We start from the raw sequence: 14,222 nt of genomic DNA, 5'->3' as shown, positions 1-14,222 counted from the left end.
CCAATCTCCGCCAAGCATGCTCAAGCTTCACGATTTTTGCAACAGAGCCCGCTGGCGCATGGCGCGGGCCTTGGCGGCGTCAACGTCCGGCTCGTCGTCCAGAAACTCGAACTCCTGTTCGGGCGATGGCGTCGGCGTGACGATTTCCTCATGCTCGGGCAATTCCGGCTCGCGGCGGATGCCGGCATTGGCCGGGTCGCCCTCGGCCTCGTTTCCCCTCGTCGCGGAACGGCTTTCCGCCGCGACCACGCGGCCGGACCAATCATCGGCGGATGGGCTGGGCGCCAGCGGAGCGGCGACCAGATCGGGCGGGGTCAGGATGCGTTCCTGCAACCGCGCGTCCTCGAAATAGCGGGCCTTGGTCGCGCGGATCGGCGGCGTGCCCGCGACCATGACGATTTCATCGGTAGGCGGAAGCTGCATGATTTCGCCCGGCGTGAGCAGCGGCCGGGCTGTCTCCTGCCGTGAAACCATGAGATGCCCGAGCCACGGCGCGAGCCTGTGGCCGGCATAGTTGGTGGAATCGCGCATCTCGGTCGCGGTGCCGAGCGCGTCGCTCACCCTTTTGGCGGTCCTTTCGTCATTCGTGGCAAAGCTGACGCGCACATGGCAGTTGTCGAGGATCGCGTTGTTCGGCCCATAGGCCCGCTCGATCTGGTTGAGGCTCTGCGCGATCAGGAAGCCTTTGATTCCGTAGCCTGCCATGAAGGCCAAGGCGGACTCGAAAAAATCCAACCTGCCCAATGCCGGAAACTCGTCGAGCATCAACAGCAGGCGATGGCGCTTGCCGGAGGTGGTCAATTCCTCGGTCAACCGCCTCCCAATCTGGTTGAGGATCAGGCGGATTAGCGGCTTTGTGCGGTTAATGTCGGATGGCGGCACGACCAGATAGAGCGTGACGGGCTGGCGGCTGCCGACCAGATCGGCAATGCGCCAGTCGCAATGCGCCGTCACCCGCGCCACCACGGGATCGCGGTAGAGGCCGAGAAACGACATGGCGGTGGAGAGCACGCCCGACCGCTCGTTCTCGGATTTGTTCAACAGTTCGCGGGCGGACGACGCGATGACGGGATGAAGGCCCGCCTCGCCGAGATGCGGCGTGTCCATCATGGCGCGCAAGGTCGCCTCGACCGGGCGGCGGGGATCGGACAGGAAGTTGGCGACGCCCGCCAAGGTCTTATCCTTCTCCGCGTAGAGAACATGCAGGATCGCGCCGACCAGCAAGCTATGGCTGGTCTTTTCCCAATGATTGCGCTTGTCGAGACTGCCTTCGGGATCGACCAGAATATCCGCGATATTCTGCACGTCGCGGACTTCCCATTCGCCCTGCCGCACCTCCAGCAGCGGGTTGTAGGCCGACGATCTGGCGTTGGTCGGATCGAACAGCAGCACGCGGCCATGCTTCGCGCGGAAGCCCGCTGTCAGCGTCCAGTTCTCGCCTTTTATGTCGTGAACGATGGCGGATGCCGGCCATGTCAGCAGCGTCGGCACCACCAGCCCGACGCCTTTGCCGCTGCGCGTCGGGGCGAAGCATAGAACATGCTCGGGACCATCATGGCGCAGATAGTCCCGGTCGTATCGGCCGAGCAGGACGCCATCGGGGCCGAGCAATCCGGCCGCGCGGATTTCTCTGTCCTCGGCCCATCGCGCCGAACCGTAGGTGGCGACGTTCCGGGCTTCGCGCGCGCGGATGATCGACATGAAGATGGCGGCAGCGATGGCGAGGAAGCCGCCCGATACGGCGATGATGCCGCCCTCGACGAAGATCGCGGGCGCATAGGCGTCGAACGAAAACCACCACCAGAAGAAGGCCGGTGGATAATAGACCGGCAGGCCCACCAGCTCGAACCACGGATTGCCAAGCTGCGGCTGGAAGCCGAGGCGGAATGCTATCCATTGCGTCGCCGCCCACGTCATCACCAGAACGATGGTGAAAACGACAGCGATCTGACCCCAAAGGATTCGGCCTCCGCGCAATGCAGGCTCCAGTTGGCAAGAGAGATTGAGCCGATTAGAGAATAAGCGTTTGCGCGGGAGGCAATAGCAAAGATGATGCAGGAGGGCTGCCGGATACTATCGGCGGCAAATAGGATGGGTGCTCGCAATTTCGAGCACATCCAAATGAATCAATTAGATCGGCTCATCTTGTCGGCGAGTCCAAGCAAATTTCGGAGCGCAACACTGCGATTGTGAGGCGACCAGACCGCCGAGAAAGCGACCGGCTCGGGTTCGTCGGTGATCGGCAGGAAGACCACCCCGGATGTTGGCAAGAGGGACGAAGCCGCACCTATGACAGTGATACCGAAATCCTGTCCCACCATCGACAGCAAGGTGCCGCGCCCAACATCAAATCTAAGGATCGAAGGCGCGGGCCAGGTTCCGGCAAGGCGTAAAACGATATGGTCATGCACTTGTGGGCCGGTGCCACCATGTCTGACGATGAACGTGTCCGCTGCCAGATCAGCCCATGTGGCGGCCGAGCGTCCAACAAGAGCGTGCCGCGCCGACACAGCGGCTAAAAGGGGTTCGGTCCATATTCGCCGGGAATGACAGTCGGGCGGTTTGGACGTGCCGGCAACGAACGCAATATCCAGCCGGTCGGCTCGAAGCTGCGTGAGAGTATCGCGTGCTGTGCCCTCCGTGATTTCGATGTCGAGATTGGGATGGTCCTTTCGATACTGACCAATCAGCTCTGCAAGGAAGCTGCCCGGAATCAGGGCATAGACACCGATGCGTAGCCGGCCGCATTCGCCTTGCGCTGTCATGCCGGCGGTCTTGACGGCGTGATCGAGTTGATCGACGCCTGCCACGACCCGCTCCATGAAGTGTCTGCCTGCATCCGTCAGCCGGACGCCTCGCGCATGGCGCTCGAACAGCAGGACACCAAGATTTTCTTCCAGCGCCTTAACGCGCGCGCTGACGCTCGACTGACTGACGCCGAGCGCGTTGGCCGCGTGCCGAAAGTTCAGATGCTCAGCGACGGCAACGAACTGAACAAGGGAAATGAGCGGTATCCTGCCGGACAGGATACCGCCATTCACGAGGCTGCGATGGCGGGTGCGCCGCATGGGTGCCAGCCGTCCTACCAATCGCCGGTTAGACGACTGGCGACCTCTCGGAAGGAACGTCGCGGGATCGAAGTAGCGCCAGACCCACCGATACCAGCACCGCCATCGTCGTCGCGTAGACGATCACGGGCCATGCGGTGTCGCCATTTAACAGCGTCACCGCCAATGTCCCGACGATGCTGACGATCAGACTTTGAATGCAGAAGTAGAACGCGACTGCCGATCCTGCGATGTCATCGAACTGTGCAAGCGCGCCGTTGGCGGTAACAGACACCGTGACGACAATGCCGACCGCCATAACCCACATTGGTAGGACGAAGGTGAGGAATGACGGCGAGCCGTAGAGTTCGCCTATCCCCAACAGGACCGCTCCGCAAACGAGCAGCGCCATCCCACGCGCCACGCATCCCGCGATGCCCCATCTGGCGACAAAGGACTTCGCGAAGCGGGTTGTCACGATCATGACGAATCCGACAGTGGCGAAGGCTAAGCTGAATCCGATCTCCGAATAGTCCGCTTGGCCTATGAGCACGCGGGGGGCCGTCGAGAAGAAGACAAAGAAAGTGCCCATGCCGGCGCTAAAGCCGACCGTGTAAACCCAAAAGGCCGGACTCGCGAAGATCGGCAAAACGGATCGGCGCGTTCCTGCTCCGTCCAACGGGCGGGTTTCGTGCCATCTGAAACCGGCATTCAAGAGTGCGGGTAACGCAAGCGCAGCCAGCGTGACGAATATCGCCCGCCATCCGAAAAACTCGCCGATGAGTGCTCCAGCGATTGGGCCAAGAGCAGGTACGAAGGCCAGCATCGAACTGAAAAGGCCGTAGATGACGACGCCCTCGGGCTGGCTGGCATACACGTCGCGAACCGTCGCGAACGTCGCCACCAGCGCAGCCGATGCGCCGACCGCTTGAAGCAGGCGGAAGGCGACCAAGGCTGCGGCCGTTGACGACCATGCTGCTCCGAGAGACGCAACGACGAAAATCACCCCGCCAGCAAGCAGGACTGGCCGTCGCCCGATGCGATCCGAAAGCGGCCCGAAGATCACTTGGCCCACGCCGAGCATCACCATGTAGAGGCTCAACGTGAGTTGGATAGTAGATGGCGTCGTATTCAGGATGCCGGGCATCGCCGGAACGACGGGAAGGTAAATATCCATCGCCAGTGACGCGAGGATGTCGAAGGGAGCCATCAGCAGCAGAGCTGCCGGCAACGTATAAGCCCACGCGGGGCGTGTGGTGGTCATGACGAATCAACCTCTCGAATAAGGATTCCGGGCGGCGTCTGCTCGTCAGCAATCAAACAGGATTGGTCTTACAGAACGCCGCAACAACAATGCTTGTTGTTGCGGCTTACTTGTCTGCTGTAATACTGGCTCCCATGCCGTTGACCTCACATTGAAAAGATGGATGGCGATTCTATCCGATCATCCCTTCCATCGCAATGCGTCGAGCTGCCAATCCGGGGTTGGACCACCTAGAGTCCAATCCCTCTCTGCCGGCCCAACTGCCAAGACACCGATCCGCCCTGCACGACGCCCATGACCTCGCGGCCGAGCTGACGGTCGATGATCGGCCGCCATGGGACAAGGGTGAACTCATGGGATTTCTCGACCACGGCGAACTTGCCGCTCGATAGCTGCACGGTGCCGGTGAACTTGCCGCTGACGCTCTCGCCATCCGCTGCTGCGCGGAACGGCAGACCTTTGCTCTCGGCCATCTCGGCGCCGACGCGGGCAACCTCGCGTTCGCGCAACGTGGCGAGAAGACTACGCCGATAGAAGATGCGGCCGTCCCGCGCTCGGGCGGCGTCGCCCTGTTCGATATGATGCTCGCGGCGCTGGTCCGCCACTCGTTCGCGACGGCCTTGCTCCGCAGCGGTTACGACATTCGAACCGTGCAGGATCTGCTCGGCCATTCCGACGTCTCTACGACGATGATTTACACGCATGTGCTGAAAGTTGGCGGTGCCGGAGTGCGCTCACCGCTTGATGCGCTGCCGCCCCTCACTAGTGAGAGGTAGGGCAGCGCAAGTCAATCCTGGCGGATTCACTACCCCTGCGCGAAGGCCATCGGTGCCGCATCGAACGGCCGGTTGCGGAAAGTCCTCCCTGCGTCCGCTGATGGCCGGCAGCAGCCCGTCGTTGCCTGATGGATCCAACCCCTCCGCTGCTATAGTGCAGTCGGCTTCTGACGTTCAGTGCAGCCGTCTTCTGAAAACGACAAGTCCCCTGCACGATGCTGTCTTGCGCCGTCACTTTACTAACCATAAACACCCTTTGTATGCCTTAGACAGAATTACGGGTTAAGTGACAATTTTTGACGACCGGCACGTTCTGGCTCACACTGTCACATAATCGAACGTTTGTGATACATGCTGATCGGATATGCCCGCGTCTCCAAAGCCGATGGCTCGCAGTCTCTCGACCTGCAGCACGACGCCTTGCGCGCCGCAGGTGTCGAACGGGACAATATCTATGATGATCTTGCTTCCGGCGGTCGTGATGATCGCCCTGGTTTGACCGCTTGCCTCAAGTCATTGCGTGACGGCGATGTGCTGGTGGTCTGGAAGCTCGATCGCCTCGGACGATCGCTTGCCCATCTGGTCAACACGGTGAAGGAGCTGTCAGACCGCAAGATCGGCCTGCGGGTTCTGACTGAAAAGGGCGCTCAGATCGACACCACGACTGCGTCCGGTCGCATGGTGTTCGGAATCTTCGCCACCTTGGCTGAGTTCGAGCGGGATCTGATCCGAGAGCGCACCATGGCGGGTCTCGCCTCCGCGAGAGCGCGCGGTCGCAAGGGCGGACGAAAATTCGCGCTCACCAAAGCTCAGGTGCGTCTCGCGCAAGCCGCCATGGCCCAGCGCGATACTTCAGTTTCCGATCTCTGCAAGGAACTTGGCATCGAGCGCGTCACTCTCTACCGGTACGTCGGCCCCAAAGGCGAGCTCAGAGACCATGGAAAGCATGTTCTTGGCCTTGCATAGCAACTCTTTTCTTTTCGCAGGTTGAGCCACCTCCGCGCCTCATCAGCAAACTGAAGGAACCTCCATTGAATCGGACTTATATTTTTTGGCACTGTTGCAAAGTTAGCGATGAGGCAGCCTTTTGTCTTATTCAAAGGCCTTACGTTTCAAAAACTCTGCTTACCAGGCGCATTTCGCCCAGGGGATCACCATAATAAAATGCTGAGGCCTGGCCTTTGCGTAGTGCACGCATCACCTCAATACCTTTGATGGTGGCGTAAGCCGTCTTCATGGATTTAAATCCCAGCGTGGCGCCGATTATCCGTTTCAGTTTGCCATGATCGCATTCAATCACGTTGTTCCGGTACTTAATCTGTCGGTGTTCAACGTCAGACGGGCACCGGCCTTCGCGTTTGAGCAGAGCAAGCGCGCGACCATAGGCGGGCGCTTTATCCGTGTTGATGAATCGCGGGATCTGCCACTTCTTCACGTTGTTGAGGATTTTACCCAGAAACCGGTATGCAGCTTTGCTGTTACGACGGGAGGAGAGATAAAAATCGACAGTGCGGCCCCGGCTGTCGACGGCCCGGTACAGATACGCCCAGCGGCCATTGACCTTCACGTAGGTTTCATCCATGTGCCACGGGCAAAGATCGGAAGGGTTACGCCAGTACCAGCGCAGCCGTTTTTCCATTTCAGGCGCATAACGCTGAACCCAGCGGTAAATCGTGGAGTGATCGACATTCACTCCGCGTTCAGCCAGCATCTCCTGCAGCTCACGGTAACTGATGCCGTATTTGCAGTACCAGCGTACGGCCCACAGAATGATGTCACGCTGAAAATGCCGGCCTTTGAATGGGTTCATGTGCAGCTCCATCAGCAAAAGGGGATGATAAGTTTATCACCACCGACTATTTGCAACAGTGCCGATGCCGCGGTCGCGCCCGCATGACCTTGGTCTACCGCGCCCCGACGCACTATCAGTTCGGCGCAGAGTACGTGCGGGTGAATCTCGAAGGTCACCTACGCCAAGAGGTGATCAACGCCGCTACGCGCAAGATCAGCTGGAAGGGCCGCCTGAAGTCAGAGGGCAAGATCTACGAAAAACACCTGATTGAGCATGGTCACAAATGGTGGCCGATTAAGCGGGCCGAGCAGAACTTTGTACGCGGCGTTGGCAACTCCTCGCAGTGGCGCCTGGTGGTCGATTCCTTGTGCCGGACGGATGTGGCTTTTCCGGAGGATGGGGTTCCGTTCGCGGTCATTTTGACGCTGGATGATCCCGAGGGTCAGGCACCGGTATTCAACGACCTGCGCCAAGCGCTGCGCGCCAGTGGCGTGCAGATTGATGACATCCGCACGGCGGCGCGCATCAAACCGCGTGGCAGGACCTAAGTCGACATGCTCACGTTTCCGCTCCAGGCACATCGCCTTTTTGGGAGGTAAGGGTCCATAGCTGACGCCAGAGCAGGAAATCCTCTGGCATCCGCAGCTCCACTGCGCCCCCCTACAGTGGGGACAAACCGCGCCACATGGGTGGTGTCGAAGACCGCGGAAGCAAGCGGATGGTCGGCATACGGGTTGTGGGCCAAGTATGGGCCGTCAAACAGGTGCTCCTGATAGCTGCCCTGCCGGCTCACGCGGTAGCGGGGCCCGATGTTGTCGAGATTGAGGTTCATCGTTTGATAGATCGTGGCCCGCTCCGGCGCCAGGGCAAATGCACGCATCTTTCCCCAGGTTGTCAGCGGGCTGTACACCACCGCCGAGACGTGACGATATGCCGCTGAGGCGAACAAGCCGACAGGCACCTAGATATTGGCGGCCCTACTGACTGAGAATAGCGCACGACCGTATCGGCGCGCTTGCGGAACGTCGCCTCTTCGTCATCGTAGATTCCATGCGGAGCGATCTTCGAGCATGGTCATAGGAGTAAAGAAGCTGTGCAATAGCCAACTCCTTCATGGAGTTGGGCGCACGGCTGTTAAAGTCCATCTGCGCGGCGCCGATCGCGGAGTTCGCCTACTTGAGCAAGCGGGCTGCAGGATTGTCTTCGGCTGCGCCAGCTTGAAAATACCCGATCACACTCGCGACCGAACGATGCTCAGTCATCGCCATGACTGCAGGCAGCGGCACGCCTTGCTTACCCGCTTCGGTGACAAACCCTGATCGAAGACTGTGCGCTCCAAAGTCCCCCTGCAGCCCCGCCAACTTAGCCCGCCGCTTGACGATCGTGGCGACCGAGCCGGGGAGCAGGGCAGGGCCGACTCGCCCCTTCCAGACCCGCCGGAAGATCCCTCCCTCATCGATCTGCGCGGTTTCGAGCCAAGCAGCCAAGGCCTCAGCACTACGGCCCAGGATCGGCTTGTCCGGGGTCGAGTCCGCCGTTACGCCCGCTTGCTGGGTCTTCGAGTACTCCAGCCGATAGATGTAGCCGTCTTCGCCGACTTTGCGCAGGTCGCGCATATCCGCGGCCGCGATCTCACTGCCTCGGCGGCCGCCACTGGCAAAGCCGAAGCAGAACAGGGCACGGTCGCGCAGACCTTCGAGGCTGTCATAGCAGGTCGCCAGTATCGCCTCGAGCTCGGCTCGGGTAATCGCGGTCTTCTTGGTAGGCCGCTCGCCGCGCTTGACCGCCGCGCGCCGAGCCCGGCTCAGCAGGGTGCGGACGCTGGGTAGCTTGCACGGGTTGGCCAGGCGCTTGAGCTTGTGCGCGGTGGACAGCTTCAGCGGCCCGACCTTGGCCTTGAGGCCGGCGGCGACCAGCGCTTGGTCGATCGCCGGCGGCAGCTCGCTGACTAGGCCGGCCTTGTTCTTGCGCTGGATGTGGTCGATCAAGAACTGGATCACCACGGCCTCGCTCGTTGGCAAGGCCAGCTCGACGCCGTAGCGGGCCTGATGCCAGCCGGCCCAGTAGCGCAGGGCGGTGGCATAGCTGCGGGTGGTGTTGGCGGCGGCCGCTTCGGCCAGCAGTTCGCGCACGGCGTCTGCGGCCTGCTGGGCCAGCGACGTCCCCCCTGTCTTCAGTCGCATTGCCGCCAGTAACTGACTCCAGCCTACGAGTGACGTCGTCGGGCACGGCCATCTACTTCACCTCGCAGGAGCTGACCAGAACATCGCCGAGGTAGTCCTTTCTTCAACCCTCGTTAGGGCACGTCAGAGTCGGGGTGATGGTCTGATGCTATTGAATGACATTGAAATTCGGCGTTCTTTCCCGGGCTTGGCTGCAGACTGAACTGGGTAAATTGAATCCTAAGCATGTACCCATGTGTTCGTTAAATAAGAAGATGGAAAAGCAAAGAGAAAATACTTCCCCGAATGGCCGCGACATTGATGCGGGTATTGAGGATCGTCTGATTCGTCGTCGCGAAGTCCTGAGGAGAACGGGGCTCAGTTCTACTGCGCTTGATCGGCTTGAGCGATCAGGGAGGTTCCCGATAAAGGTGACGATTGGACCTAGGGCAGTAGCTTGGTCTGGGTCAGAAGTTAACGCGTGGATTGATGCGAGAAAAGCAGATAGAAAAATACATGATTCCCATTTGTATCAGCTGAATGGCGACTTCTCCAGCGGTATACGCCCATGACAGTTGCGGATGTGTCAGTCATGAGAAGTGGCGATACTGATCAGATGGCGAGGGTTTCTAGCGCCTTGGCGGCTAGATGCTGCTGGAGGTGGCCGTAGTGCTTTTCGATCATTCGTACGGAGGTGCCCGCCAGCTGTGCGACGGTGAATAGATCGAGCCCGGAAGACACCAGATCAGTGATGACCGAGTGCCGGAGGGTATACGCGGAGGTTTCTTTCGGGAGGTTCGCCGCCTCGGCTGCTTGCTTGAATGGTTTCTTCCACTTGTCCTTGTTCCAGCGTGAACCGTCGCCGCGCATGAACAGTGGGGCATTCGGCAGCTTGTTCCGGCACAGGCTGTCCAGCATGGTCTTCATGCCCTGTGACAGGGGCAGCTTGCGACCAGCGCCGGACTTGTCGGCAGCGATGGAGAGGACGCCAAGGCGGCTGTCGTAATGCGACACGTCGGCGTCAGCGAGGGCGCCAGGTCGTACCGGGAGCAGGCAAAGGGCGCGGGCGAGGATGGCAGCGTCTCCCGTGAGGGCATCCAGTAGCCGCCTCCGCTGCTCCTTGTTCAGATAGAGTTCGCGGCGCTGGTTCGCCTCGGCCGGTTCCAATGCCTTCTTCCATGCGTTGGCGGTCAGAACGTCGCCGCTATCAAGGGCCATGTTCAAGGCTGCGCGAAAGGGCACCATGTCCCGGTTGACGGTCGCAGCGCTGCGCGGGCGGGTGACCTTCGGCCCCTTCTTGTTCTTGGAGACCTCGGCAGGGGTCGCTTCCAGTCGCTTGCGCCATGCGCGGACATGTCGGTCGGTGAGCTTCTGCAGCTGAACGTGTGCGATGGGGTCGTCATAGACGTAACGCGGGAACCGCTTGGCTGCGTCGGGTTTGCCTTCGGCATACCTTTCGCAGGCATCCCGGACTGTCAGGACTTCCTTGGAGCCGCCGCGAGCGAGGTGGTCGAGCCATTCGCGTGCTGCCTTGACGGCCGCTCCGTAGCGTTCATTCGGTGGCAGGTTGGCGTAGTCGCCCAATGAGCGGGACACGTACTTGATCGCTACCGGGTCGTAATGGCGAGCGATCCATGTACCTGCTGGCACTCGATACCCGATGAACTGTCCGGTCCCTAGCTTCTGCCAATGTGGCTCTCGGTTGGCTTTCAGTTTCTCTCGGGTTTTCACTAGGGACAGGTCTGGCACAGCGTCTATCGAATGCGATGAGGGCGGCGCAGTTTACTCGCATCTAGGGTCGTACGGAAAATGTACGGAAAAGCTAGTGGTGAACATGGTGGCTTGTGGCACGGTAAATCAATGACTTAAGTGGTTGTGGTGGCTTCTGGACCCCCGTTTTCCTACCTTGACATGGTAGGGGTCACAGGTTCGAACCCTGTACCGCCCACCACGAAGTACCTGAAAAACAAGGGAAAAGTGGAAAGATGAAAGCCCGGCCGATGAGCCGGGCTTTTTCGTAAGTGCTGGGTAAGTGCATCCATTGAAAGAAAGCCCCCGCCAGCGCACGGCATGACGGGGGCCAGATCGGATCACGGAACGCAAAGACCAGCAGCAGCTGCCCGCAACGCGGGGAGACGCCCCGCTCCGACTACCGGGGTTTTCCATGAAGGCGGCACTCCCGGCTAATCCGCCAGCGGTGGGGTAGGAACAGACACGCGCAGCCCCAGCCGCCCAACTCCGCGCGTGCTATTCGATCCGTTTGCAGTACAGCAGCAGCTCACGCCGCCGGTACTTGATGTCCTGGGCGTCGATGATCTCGAACGCATCGCCGCGCACGATCACGCGATCCAGCCGGGTGGTGTCGGCACGCCAGCGCATCGTGACCTTCAGGTTCACTTCGCCGGCCTCGGCACCGGAGGCGACGTATTCGCGGCCCACCAACGGCTCCACCTTGGCGAAGGCCTGCCCGTAGGTAGTCCAGGCCTTGATTTCCTCGCCAAAGTCGTTGGTCGTGGTGGTGAAGCGTTGCAGCTCCACGCGGGTGTTCAACTCTTGCGCGGTGTAGGCCATTGCATCCTCTTGATTTCACGGCAAACCTTGAAATTCAGTTTTGCCAACTCGTTGCTTTCCAAGCACTGCACAAAATTGTGCCGTGCGGGCGAAGGCGTGATTTCAGATCGCACGCTCACAGGAAGATCAGCCCTCGCTCTTTGTAGGGGTCGTGTGCCGGTGCCTCTGCCGTCTGTGCGGCGCCCATCGCCATGGCCAGCGCCTGCATGCCGTCAATGCGGCCCGTTGAACGGCTCTTGTCCAGCTTGCGGTTGCCGGCAGGGTCTTGCGTGGTGGTGGCGTTGGCGGCGCAGCTGGACAGCACCGGGTGCATGCCGTGTGCAAGGCGGGCGTTCAACAATTCCGCTTCCAAGGCATCCAGAGCCGGTGCCATGTCACGGAAGCCCTGGCCATGCGGCACCAGCGGCAGCGACAGGCCCAGCCGCTCCAGCTCCTTGGTCATCACGTCCATGCGCCAGCGGTCAAAGGCGATGGCGTGCAAGTCCAGGCCGTCCACGATCTCGGCAATGTCGCGGGCCACGTGCTCGTAGTCCACGGAGGCGCCGGGCGTCGTGCGCAGCAGCCCCTGGCGTGCCCATACGTCATAGGCGGCACGGTCGCGGCGTGCACGGTCTGCCAAGCCCACCTCCGGCGTCCAGAAGTAGGCCTGCACCTGCCAGACACCGCCAGCCTTGCCGATCAGCACCAGGGCGGTCAGGTCGTTGCGTGCGGAAAGATCCAGCCCACCGAATACCGGCCCGTCGAAAGGCACCGGCTCGGCGTTGCAGGATCGCCACACGTCGGGCGAGACGAACGGGGCATCCGTGGAAACGCGCTGGTTCAGCAGCAGGTTGCGGAATGCGTTTTCCATGCTTGGCATCCGCTGTGCCTGCAATGCCTGCTCGCGCAGGTCGGTCAGGCTGCGGAACTCGCCCAGGCTGGGATTGGCGGCATGCCACGCGGATTCGTCCAGCAGGTCGCAGCTATCGGGGGCAGCATGCAGGTGGCAGACGGTGTGCGGGTCGCCCGATTGCAGGGCGTCATCCAACTGCATCGACAGCCAGTCCGCATCCGTGGCCGCTTGCGTGGAGATGACCAGCAGCAGCGGGGAGTCATGGGCGCCCTGGGAGGTCAGCAGGGCATCAATGAAGTCTGATTGCGAGCCGCGCACCTGCCCCCATTCGTCGCCGATCACCAGCACCGGGGACAGGCCGTGTGCGGTCTTGCCGTCCGCTGCCAGCGCCCGGTATTCGACATTCAACGGCAGGCCGATCAGCCGCTTGCCGCTCGGGATGATCCGCACCAGCTTGGACAGCTTGGGATTGAGCTGCACCATTTTCGACGCCAGCCCATGCACCAGCGCGGCCTGATCGCGGCTCATCGCACCGGACACGATCTGGCTGTTCAATTTCGCTTCCGGCCCCACCAGGTGCGCCAGCAGCAGCGCAGCGGTGAGCGTGGTCTTGCCACCCTTGCGGGCCATCGACAGGAACGCGCGCCGGCTGCCGTGCGGGTTGTCGTAAACGGCCACGACGAACTCGCGCTGGAATGCGGACAGGCGCAGGGGCTGGCCTACATGTGCACCCTCGGGGACGCGGCAGTAGGCCTCCACGAAGGCGATGATGGCCTCGGCGCGGGTCATGGCTTACTGCCTCCCGCGTGCGTGGGAGGAGACTGTATGCAACCAGTGCAAAATTGCGTCGGTTGAAGTGCCTCCCGCGTGCGTGGGGAGACTTCTGCGATTTGAAATCGCGCCAGTCACCAACTGCGATTTGAAATCGCGAATGGTCACACCACCACCCGCAACGTGGGGATCAGCGGGTCGTGCTGCTGCTCGGCCTCGCGCTCGCCCTGCAATTCGTTGCCCTGCTCACGTGCCCGGCCCTGGGTGGCCTCGGGGTGGACATGCAGCAGACGCGACAGCATGGCGATGCGCCGGCCCAGCTTGTCGACCACGGCCAGCTGCTCCACGTCGGTCATCAGTTCGGTGGCCTGCATCTGTGACACCGCCAGCAGTGCGGCAGTGGCCAGATCGGCATCATTCCAGCGGTGACGCGGCCTGTTTCGAATCAGGGCATCCCAGAAGGGGCGCGCAGCATCCGGCAAGGGGACGTGTGCGGGTGGCTCCAGAGGCGCAGCAGCGGCGTTTTGTGCGGCCTGCACGGCAGCGGTGGCGCTATCGCTGCGCCGTTGGCGTTCTCTGGTCATTTCTGTACCGGTCAGTTTTGTATTGGCCATAGCGATAAATCGAAGGGGGGCGCTCGGTCTTTGAGACTCAACCTGCTGGCGATTTTTTCGCCACATTCCAGCCATGCAGCGGATCACGCGGCCAACCGTCGGCATCACAGCCCCAGATCACCGGCAGGCCGGCACGCTGGCGTTGCGTCTTGTGGTTGTGGCAGGGCTCGTCCAGCGCCACCAGGTTCTCCCTGCGGTTGTCGCTCGGGTCACCGTTGGCGTGGTCGACCACGTTGGCCGGCTGGTCGCACATGCGGCACAGCGGCTCCTCTGCCAGCACTCGGGCGCGCAGCTTGCGCCACGCTGCACTGTTGAGCGGGATGGTGCGGCGTGGATCGCCATCGCGTCCGCTGGGGTTGGCCTTGCGCTTGTAGCCGGGGATCAGTCGCATCA

General features: G+C 61.3%; 13 protein-coding genes and 2 pseudogenes. 4 read left to right on the top strand and 11 right to left on the bottom strand.

The features are described 5' to 3' along the window. Positions 1 to 27: 27 nt before the first annotated feature. From ACSBPQ_RS09530 to ACSBPQ_RS09515, 4 genes and pseudogenes are all read right to left on the bottom strand, one after another. Complete coding sequence (locus tag ACSBPQ_RS09530; RefSeq protein WP_106761483.1) at positions 28 to 1,977, bottom strand: conjugal transfer protein TraG; 1,950 nt, start codon at positions 1,975 to 1,977, stop codon at positions 28 to 30. 149 nt (positions 1,978 to 2,126) lie between these two features. Then, a complete protein-coding gene (locus tag ACSBPQ_RS09525; RefSeq protein ID WP_106761484.1) occupies positions 2,127 to 3,068 on the bottom strand; it encodes a LysR family transcriptional regulator in 942 nt (313 codons plus the stop codon). A gap of 28 nt (positions 3,069 to 3,096) precedes the next feature. After that, on the bottom strand, positions 3,097 to 4,311 hold the full coding sequence (gene floR / locus ACSBPQ_RS09520) for a chloramphenicol/florfenicol efflux MFS transporter FloR (RefSeq protein ID WP_169408290.1): 1,215 nt from the start codon (positions 4,309 to 4,311) through the stop codon (positions 3,097 to 3,099). Positions 4,312 to 4,541: 230 nt separating this feature from the next. Beyond that, positions 4,542 to 4,991 (bottom strand): annotated as a pseudogene (locus ACSBPQ_RS09515) (DUF3363 domain-containing protein); the annotation flags it as partial. On the opposite strand from ACSBPQ_RS09515, the pseudogene ACSBPQ_RS09510 reads away from it, so the two are divergent. Together ACSBPQ_RS09510 and ACSBPQ_RS09505 are read left to right on the top strand one after the other, a co-directional pair. After that, positions 4,908 to 5,087, top strand: a pseudogene (locus tag ACSBPQ_RS09510) (tyrosine-type recombinase/integrase); the annotation flags it as partial. The pseudogenes ACSBPQ_RS09515 and ACSBPQ_RS09510 sit on opposite strands and share 84 nt — an antisense overlap. Positions 5,088 to 5,438: 351 nt before the next feature. Then, the gene (locus ACSBPQ_RS09505; protein ID WP_099593669.1) at positions 5,439 to 6,053 is read left to right on the top strand and encodes a recombinase family protein; all 615 of its coding nucleotides are present in this window, start codon (positions 5,439 to 5,441) and stop codon (positions 6,051 to 6,053) included. Positions 6,054 to 6,192: 139 nt separating this feature from the next. Here ACSBPQ_RS09505 and ACSBPQ_RS09500 read toward each other — a convergent pair whose 3' ends face one another. Then, entirely contained in the window at positions 6,193 to 6,897 is a 705-nt protein-coding gene (locus ACSBPQ_RS09500; RefSeq protein ID WP_001067856.1) for an IS6-like element IS26 family transposase, read from the bottom strand. Between the two features lie 83 nt (positions 6,898 to 6,980). Here ACSBPQ_RS09500 and ACSBPQ_RS09495 point away from each other — a divergent pair, with 83 nt between their 5' ends. Further along, positions 6,981 to 7,427: a hypothetical protein gene (locus tag ACSBPQ_RS09495; protein ID WP_442681941.1), complete on the top strand. Its 447-nt coding sequence runs from the start codon at positions 6,981 to 6,983 to the stop codon at positions 7,425 to 7,427. Positions 7,428 to 8,051: 624 nt separating this feature from the next. On the opposite strand, the gene ACSBPQ_RS09490 is transcribed toward ACSBPQ_RS09495, so the two are convergent. Further along, on the bottom strand, positions 8,052 to 9,062 hold the full coding sequence (locus tag ACSBPQ_RS09490; protein ID WP_057640808.1) for a site-specific integrase: 1,011 nt from the start codon (positions 9,060 to 9,062) through the stop codon (positions 8,052 to 8,054). A gap of 155 nt (positions 9,063 to 9,217) precedes the next feature. Between ACSBPQ_RS09490 and ACSBPQ_RS09485 the strand changes: the two genes are divergently transcribed. Next, on the top strand, positions 9,218 to 9,613 hold the full coding sequence (locus ACSBPQ_RS09485; protein ID WP_206753728.1) for a helix-turn-helix transcriptional regulator: 396 nt from the start codon (positions 9,218 to 9,220) through the stop codon (positions 9,611 to 9,613). A 40-nt stretch (positions 9,614 to 9,653) separates the two neighbouring features. Here ACSBPQ_RS09485 and ACSBPQ_RS09480 read toward each other — a convergent pair whose 3' ends face one another. The 5 genes from ACSBPQ_RS09480 to ACSBPQ_RS09460 form a co-directional block, all read right to left on the bottom strand. Then, positions 9,654 to 10,637: a tyrosine-type recombinase/integrase gene (locus ACSBPQ_RS09480; RefSeq protein ID WP_198421451.1), complete on the bottom strand. Its 984-nt coding sequence runs from the start codon at positions 10,635 to 10,637 to the stop codon at positions 9,654 to 9,656. Positions 10,638 to 11,288: 651 nt separating this feature from the next. Further along, the gene (locus tag ACSBPQ_RS09475; protein WP_442681940.1) at positions 11,289 to 11,612 is read right to left on the bottom strand and encodes a phage head closure protein; all 324 of its coding nucleotides are present in this window, start codon (positions 11,610 to 11,612) and stop codon (positions 11,289 to 11,291) included. Positions 11,613 to 11,727: 115 nt separating this feature from the next. Further along, entirely contained in the window at positions 11,728 to 13,233 is a 1,506-nt protein-coding gene (locus ACSBPQ_RS09470) for a terminase large subunit (protein WP_442681939.1), read from the bottom strand. 146 nt (positions 13,234 to 13,379) lie between these two features. Then, positions 13,380 to 13,799 carry a hypothetical protein gene (locus ACSBPQ_RS09465; protein WP_442681938.1) on the bottom strand — a complete coding sequence of 140 codons (420 nt, stop codon included), beginning with the start codon at positions 13,797 to 13,799 and terminating at the stop codon, positions 13,380 to 13,382. 67 nt (positions 13,800 to 13,866) lie between these two features. Then, positions 13,867 to 14,220 carry an HNH endonuclease signature motif containing protein gene (locus tag ACSBPQ_RS09460; RefSeq protein WP_442681937.1) on the bottom strand — a complete coding sequence of 118 codons (354 nt, stop codon included), beginning with the start codon at positions 14,218 to 14,220 and terminating at the stop codon, positions 13,867 to 13,869. Between the last annotated feature and the right edge of the window lie 2 nt (positions 14,221 to 14,222).

The sequence above is a fragment of the Stenotrophomonas sp. JC08 genome (genome assembly GCF_052180205.1).
In the GTDB taxonomy this organism is placed as follows: Bacteria; Pseudomonadota; Gammaproteobacteria; order Xanthomonadales; family Xanthomonadaceae; genus Stenotrophomonas.
This window is presented reverse-complemented; position numbering and strand designations above follow the sequence as displayed.

Excerpts from the sequence above, each read along its gene's own strand:
- ACSBPQ_RS09470 (WP_442681939.1), bottom strand. The coding sequence starts at position 13,233 with ATGACCCGCGCCGAGGCCATCATCGCCTTCGTGGAGGCCTACTGCCGC.
- ACSBPQ_RS09475 (WP_442681940.1), bottom strand. The coding sequence starts at position 11,612 with ATGGCCTACACCGCGCAAGAGTTGAACACCCGCGTGGAGCTGCAACGC.
- ACSBPQ_RS09525 (WP_106761484.1), bottom strand. The coding sequence starts at position 3,068 with ATGCGGCGCACCCGCCATCGCAGCCTCGTGAATGGCGGTATCCTGTCC.
- ACSBPQ_RS09500 (WP_001067856.1), bottom strand. The coding sequence starts at position 6,897 with ATGAACCCATTCAAAGGCCGGCATTTTCAGCGTGACATCATTCTGTGG.
- ACSBPQ_RS09465 (WP_442681938.1), bottom strand. The coding sequence starts at position 13,799 with ATGACCAGAGAACGCCAACGGCGCAGCGATAGCGCCACCGCTGCCGTG.
- ACSBPQ_RS09460 (WP_442681937.1), bottom strand. The coding sequence starts at position 14,220 with ATGCGACTGATCCCCGGCTACAAGCGCAAGGCCAACCCCAGCGGACGC.
- ACSBPQ_RS09490 (WP_057640808.1), bottom strand. The coding sequence starts at position 9,062 with ATGCGACTGAAGACAGGGGGGACGTCGCTGGCCCAGCAGGCCGCAGAC.
- ACSBPQ_RS09495 (WP_442681941.1), top strand. The coding sequence starts at position 6,981 with ATGACCTTGGTCTACCGCGCCCCGACGCACTATCAGTTCGGCGCAGAG.
- ACSBPQ_RS09505 (WP_099593669.1), top strand. The coding sequence starts at position 5,439 with ATGCTGATCGGATATGCCCGCGTCTCCAAAGCCGATGGCTCGCAGTCT.
- ACSBPQ_RS09485 (WP_206753728.1), top strand. The coding sequence starts at position 9,218 with ATGACATTGAAATTCGGCGTTCTTTCCCGGGCTTGGCTGCAGACTGAA.
- floR (WP_169408290.1), bottom strand. The coding sequence starts at position 4,311 with ATGACCACCACACGCCCCGCGTGGGCTTATACGTTGCCGGCAGCTCTG.